This window comes from Thermomonospora umbrina, assembly GCF_003386555.1.
In the GTDB taxonomy this organism is placed as follows: domain Bacteria; phylum Actinomycetota; class Actinomycetes; order Streptosporangiales; family Streptosporangiaceae; genus Thermomonospora; species Thermomonospora umbrina.
In genome coordinates this window covers 2,616,617-2,635,148 of record NZ_QTTT01000001.1, presented here as the reverse complement: position 1 = coordinate 2,635,148, position 18,532 = coordinate 2,616,617, and the positions used below count along the sequence as shown (strand labels likewise).

General features: G+C 72.1%; 19 protein-coding genes. 6 read left to right on the top strand and 13 right to left on the bottom strand.

Going from position 1 to position 18,532, the window contains the following annotated elements; translation table 11 throughout:
* Positions 1-91: 91 nt before the first annotated feature.
* From DFJ69_RS11630 to DFJ69_RS11595, 8 genes are all read right to left on the bottom strand, one after another.
* Positions 92-934 (bottom strand): ABC transporter permease, encoded by an 843-nt coding sequence (locus DFJ69_RS11630; protein ID WP_116022494.1) that lies wholly within the window; start codon positions 932-934, stop codon positions 92-94.
* Positions 935-1,154: 220 nt separating this feature from the next.
* Positions 1,155-2,102, bottom strand: coding sequence for an ATP-binding cassette domain-containing protein (locus tag DFJ69_RS11625; protein ID WP_116022493.1), 948 nt, complete (start codon positions 2,100-2,102; stop codon positions 1,155-1,157).
* Position 2,103: 1 nt separating this feature from the next.
* Positions 2,104-2,631 (bottom strand): MauE/DoxX family redox-associated membrane protein, encoded by a 528-nt coding sequence (locus tag DFJ69_RS11620; RefSeq protein ID WP_116022492.1) that lies wholly within the window; start codon positions 2,629-2,631, stop codon positions 2,104-2,106.
* A complete protein-coding gene (locus DFJ69_RS11615; protein WP_116022491.1) occupies positions 2,628-3,044 on the bottom strand; it encodes a lasso peptide biosynthesis B2 protein in 417 nt (138 codons plus the stop codon). Before DFJ69_RS11615 ends, DFJ69_RS11620 begins: the two co-directional genes overlap by 4 nt.
* The gene (locus DFJ69_RS11610) at positions 3,041-3,292 is read right to left on the bottom strand and encodes a lasso peptide biosynthesis PqqD family chaperone (protein ID WP_116022490.1); all 252 of its coding nucleotides are present in this window, start codon (positions 3,290-3,292) and stop codon (positions 3,041-3,043) included. The genes DFJ69_RS11615 and DFJ69_RS11610 overlap by 4 nt, the downstream gene beginning before the upstream one ends.
* 16 nt (positions 3,293-3,308) lie before the next feature.
* Positions 3,309-5,138, bottom strand: a complete 1,830-nt coding sequence (locus tag DFJ69_RS11605) for an asparagine synthase-related protein (protein ID WP_170177617.1) — start codon at positions 5,136-5,138, stop codon at positions 3,309-3,311.
* 121 nt (positions 5,139-5,259) lie between these two features.
* Positions 5,260-5,388: a lasso RiPP family leader peptide-containing protein gene (locus DFJ69_RS11600; protein ID WP_116022488.1), complete on the bottom strand. Its 129-nt coding sequence runs from the start codon at positions 5,386-5,388 to the stop codon at positions 5,260-5,262.
* A 145-nt stretch (positions 5,389-5,533) separates the two neighbouring features.
* On the bottom strand, positions 5,534-6,982 hold the full coding sequence (locus DFJ69_RS11595; protein WP_116022487.1) for an aldehyde dehydrogenase family protein: 1,449 nt from the start codon (positions 6,980-6,982) through the stop codon (positions 5,534-5,536).
* 225 nt (positions 6,983-7,207) lie between these two features.
* Here DFJ69_RS11595 and pdhA point away from each other — a divergent pair, with 225 nt between their 5' ends.
* From pdhA to DFJ69_RS11575, 4 genes are all read left to right on the top strand, one after another.
* A complete protein-coding gene (gene pdhA, locus DFJ69_RS11590; RefSeq protein WP_116022486.1) occupies positions 7,208-8,329 on the top strand; it encodes a pyruvate dehydrogenase (acetyl-transferring) E1 component subunit alpha in 1,122 nt (373 codons plus the stop codon).
* The gene (locus DFJ69_RS11585) at positions 8,322-9,308 is read left to right on the top strand and encodes an alpha-ketoacid dehydrogenase subunit beta (protein WP_116022485.1); all 987 of its coding nucleotides are present in this window, start codon (positions 8,322-8,324) and stop codon (positions 9,306-9,308) included. The genes pdhA and DFJ69_RS11585 overlap by 8 nt, the downstream gene beginning before the upstream one ends.
* A gap of 4 nt (positions 9,309-9,312) precedes the next feature.
* A complete protein-coding gene (locus DFJ69_RS11580; RefSeq protein WP_116022484.1) occupies positions 9,313-10,677 on the top strand; it encodes a dihydrolipoamide acetyltransferase family protein in 1,365 nt (454 codons plus the stop codon).
* A gap of 102 nt (positions 10,678-10,779) precedes the next feature.
* On the top strand, positions 10,780-11,112 hold the full coding sequence (locus DFJ69_RS11575) for a DUF6247 family protein (RefSeq protein ID WP_116022483.1): 333 nt from the start codon (positions 10,780-10,782) through the stop codon (positions 11,110-11,112).
* A gap of 369 nt (positions 11,113-11,481) precedes the next feature.
* Here the strand turns inward: DFJ69_RS11575 and DFJ69_RS11570 are convergent, their stop codons facing one another.
* A complete protein-coding gene (locus DFJ69_RS11570; RefSeq protein ID WP_245974261.1) occupies positions 11,482-12,315 on the bottom strand; it encodes a DUF3152 domain-containing protein in 834 nt (277 codons plus the stop codon).
* Between the two features lie 450 nt (positions 12,316-12,765).
* On the opposite strand from DFJ69_RS11570, the gene DFJ69_RS11565 reads away from it, so the two are divergent.
* Positions 12,766-13,128: a nuclear transport factor 2 family protein gene (locus DFJ69_RS11565; RefSeq protein ID WP_116022482.1), complete on the top strand. Its 363-nt coding sequence runs from the start codon at positions 12,766-12,768 to the stop codon at positions 13,126-13,128.
* A gap of 13 nt (positions 13,129-13,141) precedes the next feature.
* Here the strand turns inward: DFJ69_RS11565 and DFJ69_RS11560 are convergent, their stop codons facing one another.
* Positions 13,142-14,149 carry an AsnC family transcriptional regulator gene (locus DFJ69_RS11560; RefSeq protein WP_116022481.1) on the bottom strand — a complete coding sequence of 336 codons (1,008 nt, stop codon included), beginning with the start codon at positions 14,147-14,149 and terminating at the stop codon, positions 13,142-13,144.
* A gap of 116 nt (positions 14,150-14,265) precedes the next feature.
* Here DFJ69_RS11560 and DFJ69_RS11555 point away from each other — a divergent pair, with 116 nt between their 5' ends.
* Positions 14,266-15,756, top strand: a complete 1,491-nt coding sequence (locus DFJ69_RS11555; protein ID WP_116022480.1) for an MFS transporter — start codon at positions 14,266-14,268, stop codon at positions 15,754-15,756.
* A 60-nt stretch (positions 15,757-15,816) separates the two neighbouring features.
* On the opposite strand, the gene DFJ69_RS11550 is transcribed toward DFJ69_RS11555, so the two are convergent.
* The 3 genes from DFJ69_RS11550 to DFJ69_RS11540 form a co-directional block, all read right to left on the bottom strand.
* Positions 15,817-17,031, bottom strand: a complete 1,215-nt coding sequence (locus DFJ69_RS11550) for a hypothetical protein (protein WP_116022479.1) — start codon at positions 17,029-17,031, stop codon at positions 15,817-15,819.
* Positions 17,028-17,519, bottom strand: a complete 492-nt coding sequence (locus tag DFJ69_RS11545; protein WP_116026562.1) for a SigE family RNA polymerase sigma factor — start codon at positions 17,517-17,519, stop codon at positions 17,028-17,030. Before DFJ69_RS11545 ends, DFJ69_RS11550 begins: the two co-directional genes overlap by 4 nt.
* A gap of 63 nt (positions 17,520-17,582) precedes the next feature.
* Positions 17,583-18,458 (bottom strand): RNA polymerase sigma-70 factor, encoded by an 876-nt coding sequence (locus DFJ69_RS11540; RefSeq protein ID WP_116022478.1) that lies wholly within the window; start codon positions 18,456-18,458, stop codon positions 17,583-17,585.
* Positions 18,459-18,532 lie beyond the last annotated feature (74 nt).

The following is an 18,532-nucleotide window of genomic DNA, read 5'->3' as shown; positions in this document are numbered from 1 at the left end:
ACACAAAGGTCACGAACAAGACGCGTGAGGGGCCGGAAAAGGTTGTGTCGGAAGTTCGCGCGAGGGGTCCGTTGGCCGCTTTCGGACACGCTCAGCGTGACGTGTCGCGGAGCCCGCGAACGGCGAGGGGCGCGGCGACGGCGGCGACGGCGAGGGCGACGCTGACGGCCAGCAGGGCCCCCGAGCCCGCCGGACGGCCCAACGAGAGGGCCCGGGCGGCGTCGATGCCGTGGCTCATGGGGTTGAGCCGGGCGGCGGCCCCCAGCCAGGCGGGCATGCCGTCCAACGGGGTGAACGCGTTGGAGGCGAACATCAACGGGAACATCACCAGGCCCGACGCCGCCTGCATGGTCTCCGGGCGACGCAGCCTGCAGGCGAGGGCGATGAAGATCCAGCCCAGACTCCACCCCAGCACCAGCGACAGCACGGCGGCCGCCACCGCCCCGGGGACCCCGCCGGCGGGCCGGTACCCGAAGACGGCGAACGCCAGCACCAGCAGCAGGACCAGCCGCAGCACCCCCCGGATCAGTGCCGCGAGACTGTGCGCGATGAGCACCGACCCCATCCGGATCGGCAGCGACCGGAACCGGGTGATGATCCCGTTGCGCATGTCCTCGATCAGCCCCGTGGCCGTCTGCAGCCCCACCTGGATCGCCGTCGTCACCAACAGCCCCGGCAACAGGAAGTCGATGTAGCGAACCCCCTCGGGGAACCCCGGCGCATGCGCGAGCCCGCCGAAGACCTGGCTGAACACCACCAGCATCAGCAGCGGATCGAGCAGACAGAACAACAACAGGTGCGCGTCGAGCACCTGGATCCGCACCGCCCGCCCGGTCAGGTGCCGAACCTGCGCCCCGCCCCCGCACCCCCGCCACCGAACCGGCTCCTCGCCGGCCAACGCCCCCGCCCCGTCGTACGCCGTCAACGCCGTCATGCCCGCCCCCCGTGCCCGGCCCGCCGGGCGACACGTCGGCCGTGGTCTCGTGTGCGCACCGCCGCCGTGTTCGAACTGCGGGTGCGGTGGGGCTCGCGCGGCATCATCCGGTGACTCCCTCGGGGCTGCGCGCGGTGGTGCCCGGGCGGCGGGTGCGGTGGGGTTCGTGCGGGGTCACTCGGGAACCCCCTTGGGGCGGCGCGGTGGGGCTGGGGCGGGGTCATCCGGGGACTCCCTCGGGGGTGCAGGCCAGGGTGAGGTAGACCTCGTCGAGGCCCGGTTCGGTCATGGTGAGCTCGTCGGGCTCGATGGCGGCGGCGTCCAGGGCCCGGACGACCCTGGTGAGGTCGCGGGTGCGGGCGCCGGTGACCGTGACGACACGGCGGGCGAGGTCGCAGGACGGGTCGAGGCCGGCGTTGCGGAGGGCGGCGACCGCCGGGAGCGGGTCGGCGCCCGGGGCGAGGCCCACGGTGATCTTGCGTTGGCCGACCCGGGCCTTGAGCTGGGCGGGGCTGCCCGAGGCGACGACGCGGCCCCGGGACAGCACCATGATCGAGTCGGCCAGCGTGTCGGCCTCCTCCAGATGCTGGGTGGTGAGCAGGACCGTGGAGCCGGTGCGGGCGATGTCGCGCACGAGTCGCCACATGGTCAGCCGGCTCACCGGGTCGAGCCCCGTGGTCGGCTCGTCGAGGAACACGACCTCGGGACGGCCGACCATGCTCGCGGCCAGGTCGAGGCGTCGGCGGGTGCCGCCCGAGTAGGTGCGCACGGTCCGGTCCGCCACGGCGGTCAGATCGAACCGCTCCAGCAGGGACCGGGTGCGGGCCAGGGCGGAGCGCCGGTCGGCGCCGAGCAGCCGGGCGAGCAGGATCAGGTTCTGCGTGCCGGTCATCTGCTCGTCCACGGTGGCGTACTGGCCGGCGATCCCGATGCGGCGGCGGACCTGGTGGGCCTGGGCCACCACGTCGAAGCCCGCGACCCGGGCGGTGCCGCCGCTCGGTCGGGTGAGCGTGGCGAGCACGTTGACCAGGGTGGTCTTCCCCGCGCCGTTGTGACCGAGGAGGCCCAGCACCGTGCCCCGGGGAACGGCGAGGTCCACGTCGCGCAGCGCGGTCAGCGCCCCGAAGCGCTTTCCCAGGCCGGTGACCTCGATCATCGTCTCGGACATGTCAGGTCCCGCCGGCTTCGGAGGGGTAGAGGCGCAGCAGCACGGCGTTCACGAGGTCGTCGTAGTAGCGGACGAACGCCGCCGCCCCCACGGCACCCACCACGGCCGCGCACACCGTGGGGACGGGCGTGCCGTAGCCGCCGTGGGCGAGCAGCCCCGTGACGGCGATCGCGAGCAGCAGCGCGTTCCGGATCAGGATCGGGTAGCCCAGCACCGAACCGTGGTCGCCGAAACAGCGGCACTCGGCGAAGACGCCCCCGCGCACCGCCCGCACCACCACGCCGATGAAGAACACCAGCAGCGCGGCCCCCAGCGCGAACCCCGCCCGCGCGGTCGGCGGGACGGCGACGAGGACCGCCGCCACCGCCTCGACCACGGCGAGCCCCGCCGCCGTTACCACGGTGGACCGCCCCGACCGCATCATGAGCCTTTGCACCGTCGTCAGGAACGCCTGAGACCGCCGCACCTTTCCGTAGAACGCGTAGCCGAACACCGTCGCCATCGCAGCCTGGGCGAACGCCGTGATCATGGCTCGGCCCGCACGGTCATCACCTTGTGGAAGTACGCGATGTCGCCCAGCTCGCCGATCGGCCGCCCGTCCACCTCGATCCAGGCGTGCGCGCGGAACGGCTCGGTGCGGATGCCCGTGCACCAGTCGGGCCACCGGCCGTACAGGCGGCACAGCAGCGCCGACGCGACCGAGCGGGGCAGACAGCCCTGGCCCGCGCAGCGCACGCTGACCGTCACGATCGCCTCCCGGGCGGCCAGCGCCTCGGCCTCGGTCGCGGGGCGGGCCCCCCGACGGACCGCCGTGAGAACGCGCCGGAGCCTGCCGGGCGACATCCGCGCCAGCGGCAGCGCCGCGCACACCGCGACCCGCGCCAGCATCCGGCGACGGAACGGCACCGACGCCGAGGGCTCCAACGTCACCGGCATCGTCATGACAGGACCACCTTCGCCTCGACCAGGGACGTGAGCAGGGCCTCGACGTCCTCGGCGACCCGCTCGGCGTACGCCGGATGCAGGGTGGTCAACTCGTCGACGGCGTCCTGCACGGGACGCCCCGACATCAGCGCGCGGACGACGGTGCGCCCGGTGCCGTTGAGCGTCCAGTAACGACCGGTGCGCTCGTTCAGCAGCACCATCCCGGTGCCGGTATCGGTCACGGTCACATCTGAGGACAAGGTCATGGCGATCTCCGTGGCATCAAGCGGGTGCCTGTTCGCGGTGGGCGACGGTCAGGGAGCGCAGCCACACCTCGCAGGCGAGGGTGCTGAGCAGCGGGAGCAGGTGCAGTGAGGACGGCGGCAGGCTGAGCAGGGTGGCGCGCAGCGCCTCCGCGTCGACCAGCCCGAGGTGGGCCAGGCGCATGTCGTCGCACAGCTCCAGCAGCTCCTCGCGGTGCCGGCGCAGACCCGAGTACGCGTCGGCGCTGTACTCCGACTTGGTGGAGCGGCTGAGGCTGGAGTCGGGAACGATGCCGCGCATGGCCTCGACCAGCGCGGGCTTGTAGCGGTCGGGCATCGCGGTACGGGTGAAGTCGACGGACAGGGCGGCCTCGACGACCTGGTCGTCCACGAACGGCGAGTCGTAAGGGAGGCCGTGCCGCGCCGTCAGCCGGCCCGCCCGGCGCATCACGTCGCCGCAGACCCGGATGTCCTGGAGCACCGAATGCTGGCCCCGGATCGGCGACAGCGGCTCGGTGCCCGAGGTCGCCAGCCCTCGCAGCAGCCCCCGGACGGACTCGGCCGCCTCGGGCGTGGCCCAGGCGGGCAGCCGGTAGCTGATGCCCCAACCCTGGAACGGCACGCCCCGCACGCCCCGCAGGGGGGCGTCCACCGTCTCGGCCACGTCGCTCAGCCAGGTGTGGAACGGCTGGTCGTCCCGCAGCGCGCGAAGGGTGGGCCGCAACCGCCACCGGGTCAGGGCCCGGTCGGCGCGCAGCACCCGCAGCGCGGTGAACGGCCGCCGCCGGACCAGCTCGTGCAGGTAGAGGGGGTTGGGCAGGAACAGCTCGTCCCCGCCGTCGCCGGTCAGATGCAGCTCGGAGCCGGAGGCCGACAGCCGACGCGCCAGATGGGCCAGCGCCCCCCGCAGATGGACGCCCAGCACCGGGGCCTCGACGTCGGGATCGGGCTCCAGCAGCCCCGCGAACCAGCCGGGGATCTCGTCGGTGCCGATCACCAGATGGTCGGAGCCGGGGATCGCGGAGGCGGCGCGGGCGGCCCACGCGGAGTCCTCGTCGCCCTTGTCGTGGGGGGTGCGGTGGACGGTGATGAGGCGTCCGACGGAGCCGGAGGCGAGGAAGCACACGCTGGTGGAGTCCATGCCGCCGGACAGGTCGGCGCTGATGGTGGCCTTGCCGTGGGTGCGGGACCGGACGGCGTCCGACAGCGCGGCGCGCACCCGTTCGGCGCCCTTCTCCAGCGGGACGTGCGGCTCGGGGGGCTGCCACCAGCACACCGGCCGGCCCGCGCCGGAGGCGGACAGCTCCAGGTAGCACCCGGCCGGCAGGGCCTCGATGCCGTGCCACAGGGACTGCTCGATGATCGGCCACGGCGGGAGCGGGGCCAGCAGCCGCCCGGCGACCAGGTCCTCCCGGATGCCCTTGCCGGCGAGCAGGGCCAGCGTGTCCGGCCGGTCGGCGGCGACGGTGATGCCCTGGACGGCCCCGTAGAAGACCTGCCGGGCCGAGGACAGCGAGCCCTGGACCCGTACCGTGTCGCCGATGGTGGCGACCAGGTGGTAGCCGCCCGGCAGGGTGCCGGAGACCCGGTCGAGGTCGCGGATGGTGCGGCACTCGCCCGCGAGGCGGGTGAGCCGCTCGGAGTCGGTCGCCGCGTGGCCCAGGACCGCGATGCGGCGTTCCCCGGCCTCGCCCCGGATGACCTGACCGCTCTTCCAGCGGCCGATGATCCACGGGCGGCCGGAGGCGTAGCGCAGCGTCCGCACGTCCGGCCGGGCGCGCAGGGACCGGGTGAGGGCCTCTCCCGCCACGTTGTCGGGCACGATGACGAAGTCGAGCGAGCGGTCCAAGACTCTCTCCTCGGGATGGGATCGATGGAACCGGCCGCGCCGACGCCCGGAGGGAACGGCGGCGGCGCGGCCGGTCACGGTCGTTCGCCCGCCCGGGAACCGCCTCGAGGGCGGTGACCGGTCAGCCGCAGTCGATGACCCGGCAGGTCAACTGGCCGTCGAAGCCCCAGTTGGGGCGGCCCAGCGTGACCTCCGTGAAGTCGCCGACCTCGGTGAGCGTCGGCGGCTCGTAGATGGTGGTCTCCTCCATGTCGCACCTCCTCTCCCTGCGTGCACCCTGCGGTGCGATGTAGCTACAGACTGTCACCGGCCGGGCGAAACCAACATCCGTGAAAACCCTGACATGCGGGTATCACTGAACGTGCCGACGTGCGTGCGCCCCGTCAGTATTCAGGTCAGGGCTGCAAAGTGACGAGCCGTCGTTCCGTCATCTCCTCGATCGCGTACGCCGGGCCCTCCCGGGTGTTGCCGGAGTCGCGGACGCCGCCGTAGGGCTGCTGGTCGGCCCGGCTGGTGGGGACGTCGTTGACCAGGACGCCCCCGTAGTGCAGCGACCTGGCCGCCCGCAGGGCCTTGCCGAGGTCGGCGGTGAAGACGCCCGCCTGGAGGCCGTACCGGGACGCGTCGGCGAGCTGGAGGGCCTCGCCGAAGTCCTCGGACCGCGTGACGGTGACGATCGGCCCGAACACCTCCTCGCTCTGCACCCGGGCTCCGAACGGGGGACGTTCGATGACGGTGGGGCGGAAGACGCCGTGGTCGACGGCCTCCCCGCCGGTGAGGAGCTTGGCGCCGCCGGCGACCGCCTCGTCGACCCACTCCCTCATGCGGGCGGTGTCGTCCCGGGTGATGAGGCAGGAGACGTCGGTGTGCTCGTCCATCGGGTCGCCCAGCACCAGCCCCTCGACGCGCGGCAGCAGCTCGTCCAGGAAGCCGTCGGCGAGGTCGTGGTGGACGTAGATCCGCTGTGTGGAGATGCAGGACTGGCCCGCGTGCGCGAACCCGGCCACCGACGCCTTGGCCGCCGCCGTCCGCCAGTCGGAGGGGAAGTCCACGATGAGGGGGGAGTTGGACCCCAGCTCCAGCCGTACCTTCTTGCGGGACGCCTTGGCGGCCATGGCCCAGCCCACCTCGGCGGAGCCGGTGAAGGTGATGTAGGCGACGTCGTCGTGCGTGGCCAAGGCGTTCCCCACGACACTCCCGCCGCCGGTGACGACGTTCAGCCAACCGGAGGGGAGCCCCAGCCCGTCCAGCAGCTCGGCCAGCAACAGCGCGGAGACCGGGGTCTGGGACGCGGGCTTGAGGACGATGGGGCAGCCCGCCGCGATCGCCGGGGCCACCTTGTGCGCCACCAGGTTCAGCGGGAAGTTGAACGGGGAGATCGCCGCCACCACGCCCACGGGCACGCGCAGGGTGAACCCCGTCTTGTTCGCCCCCGCCGCCGTCGCCTCCATGGGGACGACCTCACCGGTGAACGTCCGGGCCTCGGCGGCGGCGAACGCGAACGTCTCCACAGCGCGGGCCGCCTCCACCCTGGCGGTCTTGAGGGGCTTGGCGGATTCCAGCGCGATGGCCTTGGCGAAGTGGTCGCGGCGGTCGTTCAGGGCGGCGGCGGTCTGCTCCAGTACGCGGACCCGCTCCGAGCGGGGGAAGTCGTCGCGGCGCAGCGCCCCCACGGCGGAACGCACGGCACGGTCCACATCGCGGGGGCCGCCCGCCGGGACCATGGCCACCGGCGTGCCGTCGTAGGGGGCGCGCACGGCGGCCAGGCCGTGCTCGCCGGTCGGGGACCACTCGCCGTCGATGAGCATCCCGGGAAGATCGAACCGGGGGTCGTCCGTGGTCATCGGGCCTCCCTGGCCTGAAGGGCTCGGCGTCGTGTTCGGCGTCATATCGGAGGGATCGTTATGCCCCTCAAACGGGTACTGATCCAGGCGAATCGGGGCTTGCGCTCCTCGGTGTGAGTTCTGACACCATGGCGACTGGAGCTCCGTCCCATACCCCGGGCGCGGGCTCCGACCGTCGGCCGGTCGCGGTGACCCCGTGTCCCGGCCCTGGACGAGGAGTGAGACGTGACCATCGACTCCGCGCGCGAGGCCCCGGGCCTCACCGAGGCGCCGCCCCCCGAGCTGATCCAGTTGCTCACGCCCGAGGGCATTCGGGTGGAGCACCCCGACTACCCCTTGGACCTGTCGCCCGAGGAGATCCGCGGGCTCTACCGCGACCTCGTGATGGTCCGGAAGGTCGACCTGGAGGCGGTCGCGCTGACCCGCCAGGGCGAGCTGGGGCTGTGGGCGTCCCTGCTGGGGCAGGAGGCGGCCCAGGTCGGCTCCGGTCGGGCCCTCGCCGAACGCGACATGGTGTTCCCGACCTACCGTGAGCACGGGGTCGCCTGGTGCAGGGGCCTGGACCCGCTGCGGTTGCTGGCCCTGTTCCGGGGGCTGAGCAACTGCGGGTGGGACCCGGCCGAGCACAACTTCCACCTCTACACGATCGTCATCGGCAGCCAGACCCTGCACGCCGCCGGATACGCCATGGGCGTCCAGCGGGACGGGGTCCTCGGCACCGAGAACGCCGCCGGCACCATCGCCTACTTCGGCGACGGGGCCACCTCCCAGGGCGACGTGAACGAGGCGTTCGTGTTCGCGTCGGTGTTCAACGCGCCGATCGTGTTCTTCTGCCAGAACAACCAGTGGGCCATCTCCGAGCCGCTGGAGAAGCAGTCCCGCATCCCCCTCTACAAGAGGGCGCAGGGCTTCGGCTTCCCCGGGCTTCGGGTGGACGGCAACGACGTGTTCGCGTGCCTGGCCGTCACCCGCAGGGCCCTGGAGGCCGCCCGCACCGGCCAGGGCCCCACCCTGATCGAGGCGTACACCTACCGGATGGGGGCGCACACCACCACCGACGACCCGACCCGCTACCGGCTGGCGGCCGAGCTGGAGTCGTGGAAGCTCAAGGACCCGATCGAGCGCGTCAAGGCGTACATGGTGAAGAACGAGCTGGCCGACGCCGCGTTCTTCGACGAGGTCGACGCCGAGGCCAAGCGGTACGCCACCGACCTGCGCCGCCGCTGCCTGGAGATGCCGGACCCCGAGCCCCTGGCCATCTTCGAGAACGTGTACGCCGAAGGGCACTCGCTCATCAGTGAGGAGCAGCGTCGGTTCGCCGAGTACCTGGAGTCGTTCGATGACTGAGACGCTCACGCTGGCCAAGGCGATGAACGAGGGGCTGCGGCGGGCCCTGGACGACGACCCGAAGGTGCTCGTCATGGGGGAGGACGTGGGCCGGCTCGGCGGCGTCTTCCGGGTCACCGACGGGCTGCAGAAGGACTTCGGCGAGGAGCGGGTGATCGACACCCCGCTGGCCGAGTCCGGCATCGTGGGGACGGCGATCGGGCTGGCGCTGCGGGGTTACCGGCCGGTCGTGGAGATCCAGTTCGACGGGTTCGTGTTCCCCGCCGCCGACCAGATCATCACCCAGTTGGCCAAGATGCGGCTGCGGTCGCTGGGGGCGGTGCGGCTGCCCGTGGTGATCCGCATCCCGTGCGGCGGCGGGATCGGCGCGGTGGAGCACCACAGTGAGTCCCCGGAGGCGTACTTCACGCACACGGCGGGGCTGCGGGTGGTGGCCTGCTCCAACCCGTCGGACGCGTACACGATGATCCAGCAGGCGGTGACCTGCGACGATCCCGTGATCTTCTTCGAGCCCAAGCGGCGCTACTGGGACAAGGCCCCGGTCGACACCGCCCCGGGTCGCGACGGCTGGACGCCGTTCGACCGTGCGCGCGTGGTCAACCCGGGGGAGGACGTGACGGTGCTCGCGTACGGGCCCATGGTGAAGACCTGCCTGGAGGCCGCGTCCGCCGCCTTGGAGGAGGGGCGCACTCTGGAGGTCATCGACCTGCGTTCGCTGAACCCGCTCGACATCGACACGGTGGTCTCCTCCGTGGAGCGGACGGGGCGTTGCGTGGTCGTCCACGAGGCCCCGGTCTTCAACGGGTACGGCGCGGAGTTGGCGGCCCGCATCACCGAGCGGTGCTTCTACCACCTGGAGGCCCCGGTGCTGCGCGTCGGCGGCTTCTCCACCCCGTACCCGCCCTCCCGTCTGGAGGACCACTACCTGCCGGACCTGGATCGGGTGCTGGACGGGGTCGACCGGGCGATGGGGTGGTGACGTCATGGGAGAGGTGAAGCAGTTCAGGCTGCCCGACGTGGGCGAGGGTCTCACCGAGGCCGAGATCGTACGGTGGCACGTCCAACCCGGCGACACCGTCGAGGTCAACCAGACCATCGTGGACATCGAGACCGCCAAGGCCATCGTGGAGCTTCCCTGCCCCTTCGAGGGCGTGGTGACCGCTCTGCTGGTCGAGCAGGGCAGCACGGTCGACGTGGGCGTTCCGATCATCTCCGTGGACGTGTCCGGTTCGGGGCCGGGGGTCGCCACCCCCGTCTCCGAGCCGCCGGCCCAGGCCGCCGCCCTCAAGGAGGATCTCGTTCCCTCGGCGGCGGCCGACCCCGGCACCCACCTCGCTCCGGACACCGGGCCCGACAAGCCGCTCAAGCGGCAGCCGGTGCTGGTCGGGTACGGGGTCAAGCCCGGGGCCACCCGCCGTCGCGCCCGTAAGCAGCCCGCGCCCGTTCCCCGTCCACAGCCTGTGGACGGGGCGGCGCGTGTGCAGGCCAAGCCCCCGGTGCGCAAGCTGGCGCGGGATCTGGGCGTCGACCTGTCCACGCTCGTGGGCACGGGCCCGAACGGCTCCATCACCCGCGACGACGTCCACCAGGCGGCGGCGCCCGCTGCGGTCCCCGAAGCCCCTCCCGTGGTGGCCTCGGAGCGCGAGGAGCGGATCCCCGTCAAGGGCGTGCGCAAGAGCACCGCGTCCGCCATGGTGCGCTCGGCGTTCACCGCGCCGCAGGTGACGGAGTTCCTCCAGGTGGACGTCACCGAGATGATGGAGACGGTGGCCCGGCTCCGGGAGCTGCCCGAGTTCGCCGAGGTCAAGGTGTCGCCGCTGCTCCTGGTGGCCCGCGCGCTGCTGACCGCCGTGAAGCGCCACCCGATGATCAACTCGTCCTGGGTGGACGGGAACGGCGCGGGCGACGAGATCGTCGTCAAGCACTACGTCAACCTGGGGATCGCCGCCGCCACCCCGCGCGGCCTCCTCGTCCCCACCGTCAAGGACGCCGACCGCCTGTCCCTGCCCGACCTGGCCGCCGCCCTGGCGGGCCTCGCCGAGACGGCGCGGTCGGGCCGTTCGCAGCCCGCCGACCTCACCGGCGGAACGATCACCATCACGAACGTGGGCGTGTTCGGCGTGGACGCGGGCACCCCGATCCTCACCCCCGGCGAGGCCGCCATCCTCGCCGTCGGCCAGATCAGGGACATGCCCTGGGTCCACGAGGGCGAGCTCGCCGTCCGCAAGGTCACCACCCTCTCGCTGGCCTTCGACCACCGCGTCGTGGACGGCGAACTCGGCTCCGCCGTCCTGCGCGACGTCGGGGCCATGCTCGAGAACCCGCTGCGCATGCTCGCCTGGAGTTGACCCGGGAAGGCCCCGCCCGCCCCACGGAAGCGTGCGGGGCCTTCTCATGCCCAAGGGCTCGCCGACTGGATAAGCTGCGACGGTGTTGAGAGGAGGCCCGTGATGACCGCGCAACCGCAGGACTTCGCCCCTGGTCACGCACCCGAACCTGAGAAGAACCTCCGTGCGATCCGGGCCGCCCTGTCGCTCCCCGAGGACCGCGAAGCCTTTGACGCCGGCCTCACGGCAGTGCTCGACGAGGTTCGGGTGAGCTTGGATCTCGGTGTGCTGAACGACTTCGTGCATCGTTGGTGGATCTCGGCCTGCGACTCGGTCCGTGACCCCGAGGGCCGCCGACGGATGCACGCCGCCGCCCGCCGAGTGCTCGCCGAAGGCCCATCCACCCCGCCGGGGCGGCCTTGGCGTGAGATCCTCGCAGAGCGCCAGGGGCGGTAAGTGTTCCGACTCGACCTGGATCCGGTCGCCGAGGAACAGATCAAGGCCGTTCCGGAGGAAGCCCTGTGACCGATCGCGGAGTTGTTCGCGTTGCTGGAGACGGCGCCATGGAGTGGTCAGCCGTTCAACCCGGCCAATCCCAGGGGGAACATGCTCACCCATACGTTCGGTGAACGGGGCTTGGCGACGTATCTCGTCCTGGACGAACGGCGCGAGGTGTACCTGCTGCGCCTCGAGTGGTTGTGAGCGCGACCTCTGGGTGACGGGCGGGGGTGGCCGTCGCCTTCGCCACCCACGCCTTCGCCACTCACGCCTTCGCCACCCAGGTGGAGCCGGCCCCGTACGCCCGTGGGTCCCTACCCGGAGGGCTCAGCCCTTGGGGTAGGGCCAGGCGTTCGCGCGGCATCCGTAGAGGGACTTGGTCTGCTGCACCATCACCGGCGCGGGCCGCCCAGGGCCGGGGCACTGCTGGTGTTGATGCCCCAGCAGATGTCCCACCTCGTGGTTGACGAGGTACTCGCGGTAGGTCGCGAGGTCTCGGCCATAGCTGGCGGCGCCGATGCCCCAGCGGCGCGCGTTCAGCACCGCACGGCCGCTGCGTCCGCAGGACAGCTCCCCGTGGGTCACCAGGGGGGCGCACATGCGATCGACCATCGTCGGGCTCGACAGCGACACCCGCAATTGCGCCGGCCCCCGGCTCACGCGCACGAACCGCATCGCGCGGCCCCGGCCCCAGCCGCGCCGGTCGTTCAGGATCCGGTGCACCTCGGCGGCGAACTCCGTGCCACGGAACGGCAGTCCGCGTTCGACGTCCACCATGTAGCGGACCACGGCTCCCCGGTGGCCTCTGGGCGCATAGGCCGTACCGGGTACCACCGCGTACCGGCCGCCCGCCGACTGCGGGACCTGCACCCGGGGAGGCTGCCGCCGGCCGTTCACCACCGGCCCCCGCCACTGCGGCTGCTGCGACGCTCGCGGCCTGTCACGTACGGCGGGCATCCCCGACGCGGCACCCGCCCCCACGCCCGATGACGTGCCCGCCGCGTCGTCACTCGGGACGGCCACCCACACGGCGGCGCCCGCGCCCACGGCCGCCACCAGGGCGGCCCCGGCCGCCTTCATCCACCGGTGGCCACTGCGCTTCGCACGCCGACGGCGACGGCACGCCTGCACCGGGACCGTCGGCTCCTTGAGATCGTGCATGAGATCCGTCAGCACCGTCCGCCGGGCACCGCACGCCGCACGCCGTCCATCTGGTCCCCCGTTGTTCGTTCGATGACCTCGGGCACGGAAACCCCGCGCCTCGTGGTCGAAATACTTCAGCACCATGGTCAAGCCGGCCGCGCCGCCCCCCGACTTGTTCTCCCGTATGGCGACCTCCCCCTCATCCAACTTTTGCACTGAGCCGCCCTGGAGAACGCACGGGAACGGGCGTGGGGGATCGCCGGTGGAGGGAGGCGGTGTTTATCTCGCTTTTAGCGAGAGCGCGGTCTACTGGCCGCCATGACCGACTCTCGGCCGGTGCGAGCCCGGCGGACACTGCTGGCGGGCGGCCTCGGAAGCGCCGCCCTCTTCGCGATGCAGGCCCGGGCCGGCGCGGACGCCGTATCCGGAAATACGCCCCGACACGTGCGGAAAGTGGCCGATCGCGCCATGGATCGCTTCGACCATGGATGGCGCACCGGCGCATGGGATCCGTTCCTCGCCATGCTCACCGAGCACTTCTCGTTCTGGTTCCCGGAAGGCGCGTGGCGGGGACGCCATGAGGGCGAACGGGGCCGGCGGGCCATTGAGGAATGGGCGCGTTTTCACGCCGAGAACGGCAATCGTGTGACGGGCACCCGCCGTTCCGTCGCCCCGCTCGGCGGGGCCAGGGTCCTGTACGAGTACGACACCCGGGGCTCGTCCCCGTCGACCGAGGGGTACCTCAACTGGGAGACCGTCATCGTGGAGGTGCGCGGCGACCGGATCGCCGCCCTGCACGAGTACTGGGGCAACGTCCCCCCGACCTCCTGAACGGATCGCCGCGTCAACTCGCGACCGAAGGGCGGGTGCCCAGGTTGGGGAGCACGGCCCCGCCCTGTTTGACCGTGCGGACGATCGGGACGGTCTCGACGTGCTGGACGCCCTCCAGGGTGCCGACGCGTTCGCTCAGGTGGCGGTAGAGGGACGCGATGTCGCGGCAGACGATCGAGGCGGCCAGGTTGGTCGGGCCGGTGGTGGCGGCGGCGAAGGCGGTCTCGGGGTGCCGGGCGATCGCCGTGCCGACGGCGGCCAGGGCGGACGGGTGGACGGCCAGCCACAGCCAGGCGCAGGCGTGCAGGCCGAGCATCGCCGTGTCGATCTCCAGGTCGTAGTACAGGACGCCGGTCTCCTCGAGCCGTTCCATCCGGCGGCGGACGGTGGATTCCGACCAGCCGACCAGCACGGCCAGCTCGGCGTGGGTGAGGCGGGCGTCCTTGGCCAGGACGGCGAACAGGGAACGGTCCAGATCGTCCAGCTCGGTGGGGACGTCGTCCACCGGAGGGCGCGGGGTCGGGGCGAAACGCCGTACCTGCTCCTCGGTGAGGGCTCCGAGGAGCTCGAGCCCGTCGTTCATCATGCCGCCCGCGAACGTGTGCAGCAGCGAGTACGCCGCCACCGAGGTGATCCTGCTGCTGCGGGGCAGCCGGTCCAGCAGCAGCGGCTCCCGGATCTCCGAGGTGACCGTCTGGACGCCGCACAGGATCTCGGTGCCGCCCGACAGCAACTGCACCCAGGTGGTGTCCGGACGGCGGGCCAGCGCGGCGGCGATGGCGGGGGCCGCGCCGGGCGTGCACTGGAGTCGGACCCACCATTGGCAGCCGCCCGTGCGCCGCAGATCGCACAGGCCCACGACGCGCGCCACGCCCCGGGTCCGGAGTCGGCGGTAGCGGCGGGCGACGGTCTGGTCGGAGACGTCGAGGAGCGTGGCGATCCGGCTGAACGAGGCCCGGCCGTCCAGACCGAGGGCATGGAGGATACGCCGGTCGAGGTCGTCCACGGTGGCGGTTTCCATCAGGGAACGGTAACAGAGGTCGAATTCCGGCGAGATGGTCGTCGCCGGCTCCCGCTCGCGTCAGGTCGCCCCCCAGGGTGGAAGACCTACTGGGAACGCGGAGCGAAGGGGGCGACATGCGCAAGTGGGGGCCGTTGGCGGCCGTCTGCATCGGCGCGTTCATGCTGTTGGTCGACGTCACGATCGTGACGGTCGCGTTGCCGGACATGGCGACCGGGCTGGAGACGTCCTTCTCCTCCCTGCAATGGGTGATGGACGTGTACGCGCTGGTCCTCGCGGCCCTGCTGCTCGGCAGCGGGTCGCTGGCCGACCTGATCGGGCGGCGGCGGGTGTACGTGCTGGGCCTGGTGGTGTTCGCCGTCGCGTCCCTGGCCTGCGGGCTGGCCCCCAACGCCGGGACGCTGATCGCGGCGCGCGGAGTGCAGGGTCTCGGGGCGGCGGCGATGTTCGCCACCACCATGGCCCTGATCAACAGCGTGTACCGGGGGCGGGACCGCGGGGTGGCCTTCGGGATCTGGGGCGCGGTGAACGGGGCCGCCGCGGCGGCCGGGCCCATCATCGGCGGGCTGCTGGTGTCGCCTTTCGGCTGGCGGGCGGTGTTCCTGGTGAACCTGCCGGTGAGCGTGCTCGCCATCGTGCTCGCGCTGAGGGCGGTGCCCGAGTCCTCCGACCCCCACGCCCGTCGGGTGGACGTGCCGGGGACGGTGACCTTCACGGCGGGGGCCGCGGGGCTCACGTACGGGCTTATTCGGGCAGGTGAGCTGGGCTGGACGGCGGCGTCGGTGGTCTGGCCGTTGGCGGCGGGCGCCGTGGCGCTGGTGTTGTTCGTGGTGGTGGAGATCCGGCGTCCCGATCCGATGCTCGATCTGCGGTTGTTCCGCAGTTCGTCGTTCGCCGCGTTGATGGTCGCTTCGGCGCTGATGACGTTCGCGGCGTTCGCCTACAGCCCGTTCCTGTCGCTGTGGCTGCAGTCGGTGCTGGAGCTGAGCGCGATCCAGGCGGGCCTGGTGTTCCTGCCGCTGAGCGCGGTGGCGTTCGTGGTGGCGGGCGCCGGCGGGCGGCTCGTGCACGAGGCGTCGCCGCGGCCCGTGATCGGGATCGGCCTGCTCCTCATCGGCGCGGGCATGGCCGGTCAGGCCGTGCTGACCGAGGACTCCGGGTGGGCCGCGATCCTCGTGGGCCTGGCGGTCGTCGGTGTCGGGGTCGGTCTGGCCACTCCCGTGGTGTCGTCGGCGGCGATGGCGGCCGTTCCGGTGGAGCGCAGCGGGATGGCCGCCGGGGCGGCGAACAGCTTCCGTCAACTCGGGTTCGCGCTCGGGGTGGCGGTGCTCGGCGGTGTGTTCCGCGACGGGATGACGCGTTCGCTGGACGGCGAGACCCCGGACCCGGACGCCGTGGCACACGCCCTGACCGGCGGGCGGGCCCAGGCGGTGATCGCCCAGGACCCCGGTGCGGCCCCGCTGGTCCGGGGTGCGTTCGCCGACGGCCTCAACGTCACGATGCTCGTCGCGGGTGTCGCCGGCGTGGTCGCGGGCCTGATCGTGCTCGCCTTCGTCCGGCGTACGGCTCCGGCCCCCGCCCCGGCCGTGCCCGCCCGGACGTCGTAGGCGTCCGGGCCCGCCGGTCATCCCGGCGGGCCCATCGCCCCGTCGCGCTCGAACGGGCACTCAGCGGAGGAACGGTGTCGTCGACCACTTCGTCGAGTCGGTGCCGAGCACCTTGGTGCGGCGGTAGAGGCCCACCAGACCGCCGGACGGCTTGAGGATCTCCGAGGCCCAGTTGGGCTGCGGGACCACTCGGCCGCCGCGCTCGTCGTAGACCTCGGTCATCGGCGGACTCGTCGACATGCACACGTCCATGCCGTTGACGCGGTAGACGCACAGGTATTCGGTGCCGACGAGGACGTCCTCGGGCCTGAGCGGTCCGCCTCGATCGCGGAGCTTGGCGGCCTCCGCGGCCTCGTGTCCGGGCCTCGTCGTCGCGGTGCCGGCCAAGTGATAGGCGCGGTGCCCGTCGATGGTGGTGTTGGGCTTGCGAGAATGCTTGCCGTCCATGGCCCCGGCTCGCGTCACGGTGATGTAGAGCCCCTGCGCGAAGTTCAGGGCCGTCTCCTCCATCACGAGGCGGGCGATGCCTTCGGAGCCGGGGCGGGCGGCGGCTCCTGGTCGGGCGGTCTCCACGGTCAGACCGGACGGGAAGCCGGAGATCTCAACGGGGAAGCGGGCCGGCTCCTCACTCAGCCGCACGCCCGCCGCCGCCTTCCGCAGTGTTCGCGTGATCTCCTCGGACGACATCCCCGTGTCGTTGATCTCGATCTCGCCCCATTGCCGGGGCCTGAACCTCACCCGGAGCCGTCCCTCGCCGGGCGCGCTGCCCGCGCCGGGCGGGGGCGGCTGCATCCAGTGCGCCTCCCGGCCGCCCACCGGCTCCACGGGGATCGGCACGGCCTGCACTCCGCCGCGCATCTTGCCCAGGGAGGGTGCCGGGCCCTCGGGGAAAAGGGTGACGAACAACTGGGCGACCCCGTCGTCGCCCGCCTTTCCGTAGGCCCGGAAGTGTGTCCAGCCGTTCTCCAGATCTCGTCCGGTCAACTTGTAGTACTTGGGGAGCCAGCCGAAGGTCACCTGCCTGGTCAGCGGATTCGGCAGGGGAGAGGCCGCCGGGCGCAGCGCCTCGGGCGGCGGTGTCGAGCCGCCGTCGCCGCCGGAGAGCAGGACGGACGCGGCCACGGCGATCGCCGTCGCCGGCGCGGTGACCATGAGGGCGCGGCGGCGGCGGAGGCGGCGTCCTCGACGGCGGGCGAGGGCGAGGTCGACGCGGGGGGCGGTGGTGTCGGAGTCGGCGAGTTCGTGGAGGCGGGTCCGCAGGTCGGTCTCGGTCACAGCGGGTTTCCTTCGAATTCCAGCGTGCGGCGCAGCGCCGTCAGCGCACGGGAGGTTTGGCTCTTGACCGTTCCGGGGCTGCATCCGAGAGCGGTCGCGGTGTCCTCGACGGACAGGTCGCAGTAGTAGCGCAGCACTACCGTGGCGCGCTGGCGCGGCGCGAGGGCCGCGAGGGCCTGTTCCAGGTCGAGCGCCACGTCGAGGTCCACCACGTCGATGAACGTCTCGGGTGTGGTCGAGGTGACGGAGACCCGTTTCCACCAGCCCGTTCGCTGCTCGGACAGGAAGACGCGGACCAGGACCGTACGCGCGTACGCGTCGAGGTTGTCGGCGCGAGAGGCCCGCCGCCAATTGACGTAAAGGCGGGTGATGGCCGTCTGGACGAGGTCGTCGGCGCGGCTCCAGTCCTGGCAGAGCAGGTAGGCGACGCGCCGCAGCCAGAGGAGCCGCGACATGACGTAGGCCGTGTACTCATCGTCGCTCGACACGGCCACGCCCGTTTTCGGAGGTGTTCATGCCGCTCCTGACGCGCTCGGCTCCGTCCCGGGTTGTCAGAGCGGGGAAAGACCCTTGAGCTTGTCCGGGTTTCCCTGTAGGCGCAGGTTGCGGATGCGTCCGTCGGCGATGTCGTAGGTCGCGGCTCCGATGGGGACGTCTCCGAGGAGGGCCACGATGCCCAGTTCGCCGTTGATGGTGGCGGTGCGAAGGGTGAGGCCGGTCGATTCCGGCTTGGCCAGGACGCCGATGAACCAGCGGGCGACGTGGTCCGCGCCGTGCAGCGGGCGGCGGGCGGCGGTGACCTTGCCGCCGCCGTCGGACCAGGCGGTCACGTCCGGGGCGAGCAGTTCCATGACCGCGTTCAGGTCGCCGCCCGAACAGGCCGCCATGAACCGTTCGGTGACCTCGGCGCGACGATCGGGGTCGGTGTCGAAGCGGGGGCGGCGGGCCTCGACGTGCTTGCGGGCGCGGTGGGAGATCTGGCGGACGGTCGCCTCGGGGCGGTCGAGGGTGTCGGCGATCTCCGCGTGGGAGTAGCCGAAGACCTCGCGGAGCACGAACACCGCGCGTTCGACGGGGCTGAGGGTTTCCAGCACCACCAGCATGGCGGTGGAGACGGTGTCGGCCATTTCGACGTCCAGGGCGGTGTCGGGGGAGGTGAGCAACGGCTCGGGGAGCCAGGGGCCGACATAGGTCTCGCGGGTGGCGCGGGCGGAGGTGAGCCGGTTCAACGACAGATTGGTGACCATCCGCACCAGATAGGCCTTGGCGTTCTGAATCGTGGAGGCGTCCACCGCGTCCCACTTCAGCCAGGTGTCCTGAAGGACGTCCTCGGCGTCGGTGACCGTTCCCAGCATGCGGTAGGCCGTGGCGAACAGCAGCCGACGGTGCTCGAGATAGGGATCGGGGCCGGACGTCTCGTCGCTCATCGGTTCATCCTGGCATTGAGCCGAAGGCCCGGCGTGGGCCCGGGCTCCGTTCGGTGGAGCCCGGGCGGTGGTGG

What these genes read in the sequence shown, in the direction of transcription:
- DFJ69_RS11630 (WP_116022494.1), bottom strand. Translation starts at nt 934, where the DNA reads ATGACGGCGTTGACGGCGTACGACGGGGCGGGGGCGTTGGCCGGCGAG.
- DFJ69_RS11625 (WP_116022493.1), bottom strand. Translation starts at nt 2,102, where the DNA reads ATGTCCGAGACGATGATCGAGGTCACCGGCCTGGGAAAGCGCTTCGGG.
- DFJ69_RS11620 (WP_116022492.1), bottom strand. Translation starts at nt 2,631, where the DNA reads ATGATCACGGCGTTCGCCCAGGCTGCGATGGCGACGGTGTTCGGCTAC.
- DFJ69_RS11615 (WP_116022491.1), bottom strand. Translation starts at nt 3,044, where the DNA reads ATGACGATGCCGGTGACGTTGGAGCCCTCGGCGTCGGTGCCGTTCCGT.
- DFJ69_RS11610 (WP_116022490.1), bottom strand. Translation starts at nt 3,292, where the DNA reads ATGACCTTGTCCTCAGATGTGACCGTGACCGATACCGGCACCGGGATG.
- DFJ69_RS11600 (WP_116022488.1), bottom strand. Translation starts at nt 5,388, where the DNA reads ATGGAGGAGACCACCATCTACGAGCCGCCGACGCTCACCGAGGTCGGC.
- DFJ69_RS11595 (WP_116022487.1), bottom strand. Translation starts at nt 6,982, where the DNA reads ATGACCACGGACGACCCCCGGTTCGATCTTCCCGGGATGCTCATCGAC.
- DFJ69_RS11585 (WP_116022485.1), top strand. Translation starts at nt 8,322, where the DNA reads ATGACTGAGACGCTCACGCTGGCCAAGGCGATGAACGAGGGGCTGCGG.
- DFJ69_RS11580 (WP_116022484.1), top strand. Translation starts at nt 9,313, where the DNA reads ATGGGAGAGGTGAAGCAGTTCAGGCTGCCCGACGTGGGCGAGGGTCTC.
- DFJ69_RS11575 (WP_116022483.1), top strand. Translation starts at nt 10,780, where the DNA reads ATGACCGCGCAACCGCAGGACTTCGCCCCTGGTCACGCACCCGAACCT.
- DFJ69_RS11570 (WP_245974261.1), bottom strand. Translation starts at nt 12,315, where the DNA reads ATGCACGATCTCAAGGAGCCGACGGTCCCGGTGCAGGCGTGCCGTCGC.
- DFJ69_RS11565 (WP_116022482.1), top strand. Translation starts at nt 12,766, where the DNA reads ATGGATCGCTTCGACCATGGATGGCGCACCGGCGCATGGGATCCGTTC.
- DFJ69_RS11560 (WP_116022481.1), bottom strand. Translation starts at nt 14,149, where the DNA reads ATGGAAACCGCCACCGTGGACGACCTCGACCGGCGTATCCTCCATGCC.
- DFJ69_RS11555 (WP_116022480.1), top strand. Translation starts at nt 14,266, where the DNA reads ATGCGCAAGTGGGGGCCGTTGGCGGCCGTCTGCATCGGCGCGTTCATG.
- DFJ69_RS11540 (WP_116022478.1), bottom strand. Translation starts at nt 18,458, where the DNA reads ATGAGCGACGAGACGTCCGGCCCCGATCCCTATCTCGAGCACCGTCGG.